The organism is Aromatoleum sp. (genome assembly GCF_035254505.1).
GTDB lineage: Bacteria > Pseudomonadota > Gammaproteobacteria > Burkholderiales > Rhodocyclaceae > Aromatoleum.
The window spans coordinates 117,375-128,927 of the sequence record NZ_DATFAO010000086.1; the positions used below are offsets into that span (position 1 = coordinate 117,375).

The following is an 11,553-nucleotide window of genomic DNA, read 5'->3' on the forward strand; positions in this document are numbered from 1 at the left end:
TGCCCCGCTGCTTACAGGCAGACGTAGTTGATAAGCTGGGCCGTCTCGCTGCACGACCTTCCGAGCGCCAGCGAGCCCCGCTTGCGTAGAACGATTTCTTCGTGCGAAAGCACGAACTCCTTTTCGCCTTCGATAGCGACAAAGGTCCCGTTGCTACTGCGATCGACCAGGACGAACTTGTCGCCGCGCAACTCGATCGAAGCATGATTGCGTGATGCCCGGGTGTCGGTGATCCGCAGGTCCGCGAGCGGGTCGCGACCGAGCCGGACGCTGGGCTTTTGGGCGTTGAGGATGACCGATCGCTCGCCGAGGTCGAGCCGGAGTTCCACCGCGTCGACCTCGTCCAGATTGATCGACTGGACGACCGTCAGGTCTCCCGTCGATTCACAATGCAGTTCGAACAACTCCGTGAGGCGTGAGACGCCTCTGAGCGTCCGACTCTGCACCGGGTGGGCGAGGGCGCGCCATTCCGGGCGCAACTGACGGATGGCTTCGGCGGAGGTGATCGCGCGTCCGGGCGATGCCAGTTCGAGCAGGCGTGCTGCCACGTTCACCGTTTCGCCGAACACGTCGTCGGCGTTTTGGATTACCGGCCCAGAGTGGAATGCGAGTCTGACGGCGAGCTTGTGACTCGTTGCATCGGGCAGCTCGGTAACGGCATTGTGAATGCGAATGACCGCTTCGGAGGCGACGTTCGGGTTGGCAAAAACGGCCAGCATGCCGTCGCCGGTGTTCTTGATGACACGACCTCCCTGACCCTCGATTTCCCGTCTCACCGTCTTGAGGCAGTTTTCGATAAGCAGGAATGCTGCTGCGTCGCCAATCCGGGCGTACAGCGGGGTGCTCCCCGCGATATCCGCGAAGAGCACTGTGCAGTCATGCGGGTCTGAATCTGCAGCGATCATGTGCCGCATTATATGAAATTAGCGCACGCGTGGCCGACAGGATGTTGATTTGGACACAATCCGGGGCTCCCGTGCTTTGGGGCTGCCGCGGGAATCCTGTATAGTGATCTTACGAGTTTCGTGCCGGTGCGACGCGCGGCGTCGATATGTGTCCGGAATGTTCTCCCGATTCTGTCACGCCGCAGCGCTTCATGGCGGTTTGCCGCCAAGCGTTGCCGATCTGTAGCCGGGCCGGTAGCTTGCTGCGGCAGCCGACACCCCATCTTTCCGAGCCGGTACGCTTTGGGACGTCGCGTCCACGTGGCTGGGCGGGCGGTATCGCCCCGAAAATCGGGAGCGTCGGCATTGCTATGGAGGAGGCCACATGGCCAAGGAAGAGTTACTTGAAATGGAAGGTGTCGTGAACGAAGTCCTGCCGGACACTCGGTTTCGCGTCACGCTGGAAAATGGTGTCGAAGTCCAGGCCTATGCGTCGGGAAAGATGCGCAAGCATCGGATCCGGATTCTGGCGGGGGACAAGGTGAGTGTCGAACTATCGCCGTATGACCTGACCAAAGCTCGTATCAGCTTCCGTCACAAGGATGAGCGCCCGGCAGGAGATGCGGCGCCTCGTGCCCCGTTCCGCAAGCGTTGACTGCTTGGAGCGGAGCGCCATTCCGCCTTCTTCGGCACTTGAGTTAGACTGATAGCATTAGTGTCTCTGCATGTGCAGGAGAGAATAATGGATGTCAAACCGTCGGCTCACGCGGCGAATCTGATTGCCGAAGCATCGCAGGAGTGGCTGAATGCATGCATGCAGCCCTGGTCGATCCTGAACACCCTCAACGCATTTTGGAGCGATCAGTGGAAGCTTTGGCTGTCTGCGGTCGCGGCGACGCCGGCCCCATGGCTTCCGGCATTGGCCGAGGATCGTGAAGGGCAACCTGCGGTCATCGACTTCTTTTTGCCGTGGCTGCCTCGACTGGACATGTCCGGTGCCTTGCACGATGCCATGGGCGAGAGAGATTTCGTCCGTGCCATGTTGCGCGCGGCGGCACCGCACGTCGGGGCGGCGACCGTTGCTGCCCCTTCCGGCAAGACAAACGCCGTGAGACCCGTCGTTGCCGACCAGGAGGGCGAGCGGGTTGCGCGAACGAAGCCCGCAGTCCGCAGAACCGCAGCAAAATCTCTCGGCGTACAGATGGTCGCGGGCGATGTAGCAGAGTCGGGGCTCCAGGCGAAGGTTGCGACGGCAGCCAAGTCCAAGCCCGCGAAATCGGGCAAGGCGCCGGTTCGTAAGACGCAGTCGGCCGTCAAGAAGGCGCCTGCTCCGGCGCAGCAACCGAAGGACAAGGCCGCGGAGTAAGGCGGCGGCTGGCGGGGGAAAGGGCGCCGCCCTTCCGTTATTGAAGCGACCTGCAGGTATCCAATCCACGCTGCGCCCACCGTCGACCATAGAGCGGCGCGCGCCAGCGCGCCCTTCAATTGCCCCTAGCGCCTCACCGCTTGCTTTTTAAAGGCGGGTCGCGGAAATCCTGGCACAAAAAAAGCCGCGGCAACTGCCGCGGCTCTTCTAGCTCCAGTTTCGGAGCGATTACTTCAGCATTTCGGCAACGGCGGCGCGCTCGTCTTCGAGTTCGGCCAGCGTCTTGTTGATCTTCTCTTGCGAGTAGGCATCGACTTCGAGGCCTTGGATGATCTTGAAGCTGCCGTTCTTGCATTCGCAGGGGAAGCCGAAGACAACACCCGCCGGGATGCCGTAGGAACCATCGGACGGGACGCCCATGGTGACCCAGTCGTCCGAGCCGAGGGCCCAGTCACGCATGTGGTCGATGGCAGCGTTGGCCGCGGAAGCGGCCGACGACAGGCCGCGAGCGTCGATGATGGCGGCGCCGCGCTTGCCGACGGTCGGCAGGAACACATCGTTGTTCCACGCGTGGTCATTGACGAGCGCCTTGACCGAGTCGCCGTTCGACGTGCAGAAGCGATAGTCGGCGTACATCGAGGGCGAGTGGTTGCCCCAGACGACCATCTTCTTCAGGCTCGAAACCGCGCGGCCGGTCTTCGCTGCCAGTTGCGACAGCGCGCGGTTGTGGTCCAGGCGCAGCATGCCGTGATAGTTGTTCGGATTCGTGCGACCGACCTTCTTCGCAGCGGCGCCTGCGATGTAGGCGTTCGTGTTGCAGGGGTTGCCGACAACCAGAACCTTCACGTTTTCGTTCGCGTTTTCAGCGATCGCCTTGCCTTGAACGGTGAAGATTGCGCCGTTGGCGAGCAGCAGGTCCGCACGCTCCATGCCGGGGCCGCGGGGACGGGCGCCCACGAGCAGGCAGTAGTCGGCGTCCTTGAAGGCGACATTCGGGTCGTCGGTGGCGACCATGCCGGCGAGCAGCGGGAACGCGCAGTCTTCGAGCTCCATCATCACGCCCTTGACCGCCTTCTGGGCCTGGGGAAGATCGAGCAATTGCAGGATCACGGGCTGGTCTTTGCCCAGCATCTCGCCGCTGGCAATGCGGAACAGCAGGCTGTAGCCGATCTGGCCGGCGGCACCAGTGACGGCGACGCGCACGGGGGCTTTGCTCATGTGAGTACTCCCTCTCTAAAGCGAATTGAAGACGGTAGGAAATTCATTTTATGCCCGCGATAGCGCGCGTGGCGACCGACTCGGGGGCCTGAAAACAGGCGCCGCCGGGACTCAAGGATGGTAGAAGCAAGTACCTTCGATGTCAATTAACGTCCAATGTCTTATATAAGACATGAGACAGGTAATGGACGCTCGCGAAATTTTGTGTTGAAATGCGTCCATGGCACAGGAATCCCCAACTTTCAGTCCGCTCTACCGGCAGATCAAGAGTCTGATTCTTCAGGCACTTGAGTCGGGGGAGTGGCGTCCCGGGCAGGTGATTCCGAGCGAGCAGGAGCTTGCTGCGAGATTCAGCGTTTCGCAGGGAACCGTGCGCAAGGCGATCGACGAAATGGCCGCTGAAAATCTCCTTGTTCGCAAGCAGGGGAAAGGCACATTCGTCGCTTCTCATAACGACCCCCGTGCTCTGTTCCGGTTCTTGCGCCTCGTTCCGATGGATGGCGATCTTGCGCATCCGCAAAGCTTACCGATGGATTGCTGGCGCGCCAAGGCCGGTCAGGAAGCCTCCCGTATGCTCGGGATTGCGCTTGGCGATCCGATCATCATTGTTCGACGGGTGCTGCGTTTTGCGCAGAAACCCGTTGTCGTCGACGAAATTTATCTTCCGGGCGAGATTTTCCAGGGTCTGACACTTGAAGTGCTTCAGAGCTGGAACGGTTCGCTATACAGCCTGTTCGAAACCCGTTTCGGGTTGAGGATGATTCGGGCGCAGGAGCGCATCCGCGCGGTCGCGGCCGACCGTTCGACGAGCGATACGCTGCGCGTTCCGGAAGGTACGCCGCTACTTTCGGTTGAGCGGGTGACTTATACCTATGGGGACCGGCCGGTTGAATGGCGCCGTGGTTTGTATTCGACGGCCGAGCATTTTTATTTGAATGAATTGAACTAGTCCCGTGAGCGGAAGGCATAGGGGCATTCAGCGTATATAATTCTGGCTCTTTGCAGTTTGGGAGAACCGCGTCGGGAAACCGTCGCTCATCGAGGGGAAAAACAATATGTCAGAAGCAGTAGTACGCAAGCAGCGGCCTAAATTCCTGGCGCTGCAGCAAATCCGGCTGCCGTTGCCGGGTATCGTTTCAATTCTTCATCGGGTCAGTGGTGCAGGTCTGTTCCTGATGCTGCCCTTCCTGCTGTTCCTGTTCGATCGCAGCCTGGGATCGCCCGAGTCCTTTGCAACATACAAGAGCGTCGTCGGCAATCCGCTGGTCAAGCTGCTGCTACTCGGCCTGCTGTGGGCCTATCTGCATCACTTCTGTGCCGGCGTCCGCTTCCTGTTGCTGGATCTCCATAAGGGCCTGGATCTTCCTGCCGCCCGCAACAGCGCACGTATCGTCCTGTTCGTGAGCCTTACGCTGACCGTGATCGTGGGGGTGAAGCTGTGGTAAAGCGTATCGTCGTCGGTGCTCATTACGGTCTGCGCGACTGGATTGCCCAGCGCATCACGGCCGTTTTCATGGTGATCTTCACCGTCCTGTTTGCGGCTGCCGCTCTGGGGCTGCCGGAAATGAACTATCCGGCCTGGTCCGGGCTGTTCCGCAACGGAATCGTCCGCTTCTTCGCCTTCCTGTTCTTCCTGTCGCTGTTCTATCACGCCTGGATCGGTGTGCGTGACATCTGGATGGACTACATCAAGCCGGTCGGTGTTCGTCTGACCCTGCATGTCGTAACGATCTTCGTGCTCGTCGGCTACGCCGGCTGGGCTGCCCAGATTCTGTGGAGGCTGTGAGCGTGACTGTCGCTAAGCGTACTTTTGATGCCGTTATCGTTGGTGCCGGTGGTGCCGGTCTGCGTGCGGCGCTGCAACTGTCCGAAGCTGGCCTCAAGACGGCCGTGCTAACCAAGGTTTTCCCGACCCGCTCGCACACCGTTGCGGCGCAGGGTGGTGTAGCTGCTTCGCTGGGTAACTCGACCGAGGACAACTGGCACTGGCACATGTACGACACCGTCAAGGGGTCGGACTGGCTGGGTGACCAGGATGCCATCGAATTCATGTGCCGCAAGGCCAACGAAGTTGTCGTGGAACTCGAACACTACGGCATGCCGTTCGACCGCACGGACAACGGCAAGATCTATCAGCGTCCGTTCGGCGGTCACTCGCAGAATTACGGCCAATCCCCGGTTTCGCGTTCCTGTGCCGCCGCCGACCGCACCGGTCACGCAATGCTGCACGCGCTTTACCAGCGCAACGTCCGCGCGAACACCCAATTCTTTGTCGAATGGATGGCGCTTGACCTGCTCCGCGATCAGGACGGCAACGTCCTCGGCGTGACCGCGCTCGAAATGGAAACCGGCGAAGTCTCGATCTTCCATTCCAAGGCGACGATTTTCGCTACTGGCGGTGCTGGCCGCATCTTCCACAGCTCGACGAACGCGTTCATCAACACCGGTGACGGCCTCGGGATGGCTGCGCGTGCCGGCGTTCCGCTCGAAGACATGGAGTTCTGGCAATTCCACCCGACGGGCGTGTTCGGTGCGGGGGTGCTGATCACCGAAGGCGTGCGCGGCGAAGGCGGCATCCTGCGCAATGCGTCCGGCGAGCGCTTCATGGAGCGTTATGCGCCGAACCTCAAGGACCTCGCATCGCGCGACGTCGTTTCGCGTTCGATGGTCACCGAGATCAATGAAGGTCGCGGCTGCGGTCCCGACAAGGATCACGTGCTGCTGGACATCACGCACCTGTCGCCGGAAACGATCATGAAGCGGCTGCCGGGCATCCGCGAGATCTCGATCCAGTTTGCCGGCGTCGACCCCATCAAGGCCCCCATCCCGGTTGTGCCGACTGCGCATTACCAGATGGGCGGCATCCCGACGAACTACAAGGGCCAGGTCGTGGTGCCGAAGGACGGCAACCCGAATACCCCGGTGCAGGGTTTCTACGCCGCGGGCGAATGTGCATGTGCCTCGGTGCACGGCGCGAACCGTCTCGGCACAAACTCGCTGCTCGACCTGCTGGTGTTCGGCAAGTCGGCTGGTGAGACGGTCGTCGAAGACTTCAGGAGCGGCAACTTGGTCCTTCGTCCGCTACCCGAAGGTGCTGCCGACGCTTCGCTGGCCCGCATCGCGCGTCTGGAAAACCAGACCGGCGGCGAAAACGTCGCCGAGGTTGGCAATGCGATGCGACGCACGATGCAGAAGCATGCCGGCGTCTTCCGGTTCGACAACCTGCTGAAGGAAGGCGTGGCGGCAATTAAGGAAGTCGCCGAGCGCGCCAAGCGCACTGAGATCAAGGACAAGTCCAAGGTCTGGAACACGGCCCGGACTGAAGCGCTGGAACTCGACAACCTGATCGAAGTCGCGAAGGCGACGATGATCTCGGCCGAGGCCCGCAAGGAATCGCGCGGCGCCCACGTCCGTGACGACGCTCCGGATTCGCCGGAATTCCCCAACGGTCGTAACGACAAGGAATGGCTCAAGCACACGCTGTGGTACAGCGAAGGCAATCGCCTCGAGTACAAGCCGGTGAACATGAAGCCCCTGTCCGACGACGTCGAGCCGATCGCGCTCGCGAAGCGCACGTACTGAGCGCGGGAGAAATATCGAAATGAGCAAGCGTACCGTTCAATTCAAGATCTACCGTTACGATCCCGATCGTGATGACAAGCCCTACATGCAGGACATCTCGATCGACCTCGAAGAGTCCGACAAGAAGCTTCTGGACGCGTTGGTGCGGCTGAAGACCAAGGATGATTCGATGTCGTTCCGCCGCTCGTGCCGTGAAGGCGTGTGCGGTTCGGACGCGATGAACATCAACGGCAAGAATGGCTTGGCATGTCTGACGGACATCGACAAGCTCGCGCAGCCGGTCGTGCTGCGCCCTCTGCCCGGTTTGCCGGTCATTCGCGATCTGATCGTCGATATGACCCAGTTCTTCAAGCAGTATCACTCGATCAAGCCGTACCTGATCAATGACGCACCTCCGCCGGAGCGCGAACGTCTGCAATCGCCCGAAGAGCGCGAGGAGCTGAATGGCCTGTACGAGTGCATTCTGTGCGCGTGCTGTTCGACGTCGTGCCCCTCGTTCTGGTGGAACCCGGACAAGTTCGTCGGTCCGGCCGGCTTGCTGGCGGCGTATCGCTTCATTGCCGATACCCGCGATCAGGCGACGAGCGAGCGCCTCGACAACCTCGAGGACCCGTATCGCCTGTTCCGCTGCCACAGCATCATGAACTGCGTTGACGTATGTCCGAAGAGCCTGAATCCGACGCGTGCGATCGGCAAGATCAAGGACATGATGGTCAGCCGGGCAGTATGAGCATCAACCGGGGACGCGTGCGCTGGCAGTGCCGTCGGGCTCTTCTCGAGCTCGACCTGGTCTTCGCACGCTTTCTGGAGAGGGATTTCGATCGTCTGACCGACGGTCAAGTGGAAGATCTGGAGGACTTGCTGCGCTGCGAAGACCATGAGCTGTGGGCCATGGTCAACGGCAGCCAGCCCTGCACGGTCGACCGCTGGAAGGAGATGATCGGCCTGCTGGGTCAGCGATGACCCGGCCAGGACGGTCATTACAGGGAGCTAGTAGTTAATACGGGCAAGCAGAAAGGGATGACCTATGAGCACTGAACGCACCGCAACGCTAACCGTCGATGGAAAGACTGTCGACTTCCCGGTGATGACCGGTACCCATGGTAATGATGTCATCGACATCCGTACGCTGGGTGCCAAAACCGGTCTCTTCACCTACGACTCGGGTTTCCTGTCGACTGCCAGCTGCAAGTCCCGCATCACCTACATCGATGGTGACAAGGGCGAACTGCTGTATCGCGGTTATCCCATCGAACAATTGGCGGACAAGTGCAACTTCCTCGAAGTTGCATACCTGCTGAAGAACGGCGAACTGCCGAACGAAAAGCAGAAGGGTGAGTTCGAGACGACCATTAAGAACCACACGATGCTGCACGATCAGATGACGAAGTTCTTCACGGGCTTCCGTCGTGACGCGCATCCGATGGCCGTGATGGTCGGTGTGGTTGGCGCCCTGTCCGCGTTCTACCACGAAGCGATGGATTTCTCGGATGCTGCGCACCGCAACATCTCGATCAATCGTCTGATCGCGAAGCTTCCGACGATCGTTGCGATGGCCTACAAGTACAACATGGGCCAGCCGTTCATGTATCCGCGCAACGACCTGGATTACACGGCCAACTTCATGCACATGATGTTTGGCACACCGTGCGAGAAGTACGAGCCGAACCCGGTTTTGGTTCGTGCGCTGGATGTCATCTTCACGCTGCACGCCGATCACGAGCAGAACGCATCGACCTCGACCGTCCGTCTGGCCGGCTCCTCGGGTGCTAACCCGTTCGCCTGCATCTCGGCTGGTATCGCCTGCCTCTGGGGCCCGGCACACGGCGGCGCGAACGAAGCCTGCCTGAACATGCTGGAAGAGATCGGCGACGTGTCGCGCGTCGGCGAGTACATCAAGCGTGCGAAGGACAAGAACGACAGCTTCAAGCTGATGGGCTTCGGTCACCGCGTATACAAGAACTTCGACCCGCGCGCCAAACTGATGGGCAAAGTCTGCTCGGACGTGCTCGGCGAACTCGGTCTCGAAAACGATCGTCTGTTCAAGCTGGCGAAGGAACTCGAGCGGATCGCGCTGGAAGACGAATATTTCGTCGAGAAGAAGCTGTATCCGAACGTCGACTTCTACTCGGGCATCGTCCAGAAGGCTTTGGGCATCCCGACGTCGATGTTCACCTGCATCTTTGCGCTCGCGCGTACCGTGGGTTGGATCACTCAGTGGGAAGAGATGATCACCGATCCGGAGTACAAGATCGGTCGTCCGCGTCAGCTGTACATCGGTACCGCGCGTCGCGACGTGCCTGAGCTGGCGCAGCGTTAAGAGAAGATGGAGAGGGGCGGGAGGGAGTCCCGATAGCAATCTCAGCGGGATGGTCGTTTGCTGCGGCCATCCCGTTTTTGCATCGGGGTGCCGGCTTAGCGTTATCGATAAGCCCCAGACTATAAAAGCTAAGAAACAAGCTATCAGGTGGCCTTTACAACATGACGACCCAGAAAAAAGCGACGTCTCATCTATTCGGCAGCAATGCGCCGTTCATTGAAGAGCAATACGAGAATTACCTTGCGGACCCGTCCTCGGTGTCCGAATCCTGGCGCGAATACTTCGACAAGCTCCAAGCCCAAGCGGGTGCCGCGGTGCGCGACGTCGCCCACGGCCCGGTGATCGCGGCCTTCGCCGAGATGGCGAAACGCGGGCCCGTGCGCACGGTAGCGGCGGGCGAAGGCGACGACAAGCGCCAGGTCAGCACGCTGCAGCTTATCAACGCCTACCGTTTCCTCGGCAACCGCTGGGCGAACCTCGACCCGCTGCGCCGCACCGAGCGTCCGGCGATCGCCGAGCTCGAGCCGTCCTACTACGGCTTCACCGAAGCGGACCTGTCGCGCAGCTTCAACACCGGCTCCTTCCACGGCTTCTCGACCGATCACGCCACCCTGCGCGAGATCCTCGAGGCGGTGCGCCAGACCTACTGCGGCTCGATCGGCTCCGAGTACATGTACATGGCCGACATCGCGCAAAAGCGCTGGATCCAGGCCCGCCTCGAAGCCGCCCGCGCGAACCCGAAGTACGACAGCGCTAAGAAAAAGCGCATCCTCGAACGCGTGACCGCCGCCGAGACCCTCGAACGTTATCTCCACACCCGCTACGTCGGCCAGAAGCGCTTCTCGCTCGAAGGCGGCGAATCGGCGATCGTCGCGATGGACGAAGTCATCTCGACCGCCGGCCGTCTCGGTGGCCAGGAAATCGTCATCGGCATGGCCCACCGGGGCCGCCTCAACGTGCTCGTGAACACCCTGGGCAAGTCGCCCAAGATGCTGTTCTCGGAGTTCGAAGGCAAGGCCGCGGCGGATCTCACCGCGGGCGACGTCAAGTACCACATGGGCTTCTCGAGTGACGTGATGACCGCGGGCGGCCCGATGCATTTGACGCTCGCCTTCAACCCCTCGCACCTCGAGATCATCAACCCGGTGGTCGAAGGCTCCGTCTATGCGCGCCAGGTGCGCCGCAAGGACGACGCCAAGGAGCAGGTCATCCCGGTGCTGATCCACGGCGATGCCGCGGTGGCGGGGCAAGGCGTGAACCAGGAGATGCTCAACTTCTCCCAGACCCGCGGCTACGGCACGGGCGGCACGATCCACATCGTCATCAACAACCAGATCGGCTTCACGACCTCGGACCCGCGCGACTACCGCAGCTCGCTCTACTGCACCGACATCTTCAAGATGGTCGAAGCGCCGATCTTCCACGTCAATGGTGACGACCCGGAAGCGGTCGCCTTCGTCACGCAACTCGCGGTCGAATTCCGCCAGGAATTCAAGAAGGACGTCGTCGTCGACATCATCTGCTTCCGCAAGCTCGGCCACAACGAGCAGGACGAGCCGATGGTCACGCAGCCGCTGATGTACCGCACCATCCAGAAGCACCCCGGCACGCGCAAGCTCTACGCCGACCGTCTCGTGACGGAGGGCACCTGCGCCGCCGACGAACCCGACCGCATCATCGCCGAGTACCGCGAACACCTCGATCGCGGCGAGCTGCTGTCGAACCCGGTGCTCTCGGGCCACAACCGCCAGTTCGCCGTCGACTGGACCCCGTTCCTGAAGCAACCCTACACGGACGCCGCCGACACCGCGATCCCGGTGCAGGAGATCCAGCGCCTGGGCGAGCGCCTGTCGACGATCCCCGCGACCTTCGCGCTGCACTCGCGCGTCAAGAAGATCATCGACGACCGCGCCGCGATGGCCCGTGGTGAGGCTCCGCTCGACTGGGGCATGGGCGAGAACCTCGCCTACGCGAGCCTCTTGGCGCAAGGCTACCAGGTGCGCCTGTCGGGTGAAGACGTCGGCCGCGGCACCTTCTTCCACCGCCACGCGGTGCTGCACGACCAGGCCACCGGCGAGACGTTCATGCCGCTGCGCCAGCTGGTGCAGGAGCGCGAGCACGCCACCATCATCGACTCGCTGCTGTCCGAGGAAGCGGTGATGGCCTACGAATACGGCTACTCG

The 11,553-nt window shown here is 61.2% G+C and carries 12 protein-coding genes; 10 read left to right on the top strand and 2 right to left on the bottom strand.

The genetic code is table 11. From position 1 onward, the window contains the following. Positions 1-11: 11 nt before the first annotated feature. Positions 12-905 carry an adenylate/guanylate cyclase domain-containing protein gene (locus VJ673_RS17600; RefSeq protein ID WP_324127458.1) on the bottom strand — a complete coding sequence of 298 codons (894 nt, stop codon included), beginning with the start codon at positions 903-905 and terminating at the stop codon, positions 12-14. Positions 906-1,269: 364 nt separating this feature from the next. On the opposite strand from VJ673_RS17600, the gene infA reads away from it, so the two are divergent. Together infA and VJ673_RS17610 are read left to right on the top strand one after the other, a co-directional pair. Continuing rightward, positions 1,270-1,539 carry a translation initiation factor IF-1 gene (gene infA, locus VJ673_RS17605; RefSeq protein WP_324127459.1) on the top strand — a complete coding sequence of 90 codons (270 nt, stop codon included), beginning with the start codon at positions 1,270-1,272 and terminating at the stop codon, positions 1,537-1,539. Between the two features lie 87 nt (positions 1,540-1,626). Next, positions 1,627-2,250 (top strand): hypothetical protein, encoded by a 624-nt coding sequence (locus tag VJ673_RS17610; protein ID WP_324127460.1) that lies wholly within the window; start codon positions 1,627-1,629, stop codon positions 2,248-2,250. A gap of 228 nt (positions 2,251-2,478) precedes the next feature. Here VJ673_RS17610 and VJ673_RS17615 read toward each other — a convergent pair whose 3' ends face one another. After that, a complete protein-coding gene (locus tag VJ673_RS17615) occupies positions 2,479-3,468 on the bottom strand; it encodes a malate dehydrogenase (protein WP_324127461.1) in 990 nt (329 codons plus the stop codon). Positions 3,469-3,688: 220 nt separating this feature from the next. Between VJ673_RS17615 and VJ673_RS17620 the strand changes: the two genes are divergently transcribed. The 8 genes from VJ673_RS17620 to VJ673_RS17655 form a co-directional block, all read left to right on the top strand. After that, positions 3,689-4,417 carry a GntR family transcriptional regulator gene (locus tag VJ673_RS17620; protein WP_324127462.1) on the top strand — a complete coding sequence of 243 codons (729 nt, stop codon included), beginning with the start codon at positions 3,689-3,691 and terminating at the stop codon, positions 4,415-4,417. A 106-nt stretch (positions 4,418-4,523) separates the two neighbouring features. Further along, positions 4,524-4,913, top strand: coding sequence for a succinate dehydrogenase, cytochrome b556 subunit (gene sdhC / locus VJ673_RS17625; protein WP_324127463.1), 390 nt, complete (start codon positions 4,524-4,526; stop codon positions 4,911-4,913). Then, positions 4,907-5,254: a succinate dehydrogenase, hydrophobic membrane anchor protein gene (gene sdhD / locus VJ673_RS17630; RefSeq protein WP_324127464.1), complete on the top strand. Its 348-nt coding sequence runs from the start codon at positions 4,907-4,909 to the stop codon at positions 5,252-5,254. Before sdhC ends, sdhD begins: the two co-directional genes overlap by 7 nt. A gap of 2 nt (positions 5,255-5,256) precedes the next feature. Continuing rightward, entirely contained in the window at positions 5,257-7,050 is a 1,794-nt protein-coding gene (gene sdhA / locus VJ673_RS17635; RefSeq protein ID WP_324127465.1) for a succinate dehydrogenase flavoprotein subunit, read from the top strand. A gap of 19 nt (positions 7,051-7,069) precedes the next feature. Continuing rightward, entirely contained in the window at positions 7,070-7,780 is a 711-nt protein-coding gene (locus tag VJ673_RS17640; protein WP_324127466.1) for a succinate dehydrogenase iron-sulfur subunit, read from the top strand. Continuing rightward, complete coding sequence (locus VJ673_RS17645) at positions 7,777-8,013, top strand: FAD assembly factor SdhE (RefSeq protein ID WP_324127467.1); 237 nt, start codon at positions 7,777-7,779, stop codon at positions 8,011-8,013. The genes VJ673_RS17640 and VJ673_RS17645 overlap by 4 nt, the downstream gene beginning before the upstream one ends. Positions 8,014-8,077: 64 nt before the next feature. After that, positions 8,078-9,370 (top strand): citrate synthase, encoded by a 1,293-nt coding sequence (gltA, locus tag VJ673_RS17650; protein ID WP_324127468.1) that lies wholly within the window; start codon positions 8,078-8,080, stop codon positions 9,368-9,370. A gap of 161 nt (positions 9,371-9,531) precedes the next feature. Next, the coding region (locus tag VJ673_RS17655; protein WP_324127469.1) for a 2-oxoglutarate dehydrogenase E1 component at positions 9,532-11,553 on the top strand (2,022 nt) is incomplete at its 3' end.

What these genes read in the sequence shown, in the direction of transcription:
- sdhC (WP_324127463.1), top strand. Translation starts at nt 4,524, where the DNA reads ATGTCAGAAGCAGTAGTACGCAAGCAGCGGCCTAAATTCCTGGCGCTG.
- gltA (WP_324127468.1), top strand. Translation starts at nt 8,078, where the DNA reads ATGAGCACTGAACGCACCGCAACGCTAACCGTCGATGGAAAGACTGTC.
- VJ673_RS17620 (WP_324127462.1), top strand. Translation starts at nt 3,689, where the DNA reads ATGGCACAGGAATCCCCAACTTTCAGTCCGCTCTACCGGCAGATCAAG.
- VJ673_RS17645 (WP_324127467.1), top strand. Translation starts at nt 7,777, where the DNA reads ATGAGCATCAACCGGGGACGCGTGCGCTGGCAGTGCCGTCGGGCTCTT.
- infA (WP_324127459.1), top strand. Translation starts at nt 1,270, where the DNA reads ATGGCCAAGGAAGAGTTACTTGAAATGGAAGGTGTCGTGAACGAAGTC.
- VJ673_RS17600 (WP_324127458.1), bottom strand. Translation starts at nt 905, where the DNA reads ATGATCGCTGCAGATTCAGACCCGCATGACTGCACAGTGCTCTTCGCG.
- VJ673_RS17640 (WP_324127466.1), top strand. Translation starts at nt 7,070, where the DNA reads ATGAGCAAGCGTACCGTTCAATTCAAGATCTACCGTTACGATCCCGAT.
- VJ673_RS17610 (WP_324127460.1), top strand. Translation starts at nt 1,627, where the DNA reads ATGGATGTCAAACCGTCGGCTCACGCGGCGAATCTGATTGCCGAAGCA.
- VJ673_RS17615 (WP_324127461.1), bottom strand. Translation starts at nt 3,468, where the DNA reads ATGAGCAAAGCCCCCGTGCGCGTCGCCGTCACTGGTGCCGCCGGCCAG.